The sequence below is a fragment of the Actinomadura physcomitrii genome (genome assembly GCF_008923205.2).
GTDB classification, from domain to species: domain Bacteria; phylum Actinomycetota; class Actinomycetes; order Streptosporangiales; family Streptosporangiaceae; genus Spirillospora; species Spirillospora physcomitrii.
On the sequence record NZ_WBMS02000039.1, the window covers coordinates 1 to 889 of the forward strand.

The following is an 889-nucleotide window of genomic DNA, read 5'->3' on the forward strand; positions in this document are numbered from 1 at the left end:
GCATGCCCTCGGACCGGTGCAACCGGCGGATCTCCGCCCAGTCCTCCACCTTGATCACCCTCCACAGAGTGGGAGGGGGTCAGTTTTCGGCCGTCGCCTGGGGGTCAGTTTTCACCCGTCGTCGACACGCATCGCCGACGAACACACCACAGACGGACTGCGGCAGCATCCCGCCGCGCGGTTCCTGTTCCAAGCCCGTACGGCCGGCTCGACCAGACCGGCCTGGCCAGGCAGACAGTGACCATTCCGACTCCGTGCCCCTGGTCACCTCTCCGGCACCGGCCCAAGGATCTACATGTGTCGAGCAAACCATTCCCACCCTGGCGACAAGTCAAGACTAATGCGGCTATCTCGAACCTGTCTCCGGTCCCGAAAGCCGCGAGCTGTCCGCGCCTGTGTCGAGTCCCGGCCATGGGCGGTTCCGTCCTCACAGCCCGTGGCCATGGGAGAACGGTCGCCGCCCCCACGGGATCCAAGGCGCTGAAGCGCTCCTGGCGAAGGGCCACGTGACGGTCAGCGGCGCGTCGGTGTCGTCCGGCGCCCAAGCGACGCGGCGAGGTACTGCGAGAAGTGAACGAGCAGGACGCCCCCGCGCCTCGGTGGGGGCCGTCCGCGTGCTGGTTGCGGGCCGCTGCGACGGATGGGCGGTGTCTGGGGGCTGTGCACGCCGGGCGGCAACGAACGCGTGATGATCACGCGGCAAGGCGTCAGGGCCTCGATGCCGGTCTCGCGCAGGCGGGGCGGGATTCGTTGACCGTCTCGTCGTTGGGTGCCCCTGCTGTGTCCCCTTGGGTTCTCTTGGTTCCTGACGGAGGGGGGGTGGGGGGGGGGGGGGGCCCCCGGGGGGGGGGGGGGGGGGGGCCCCCCCCCCCCCCCCCCCCCCCCCCCC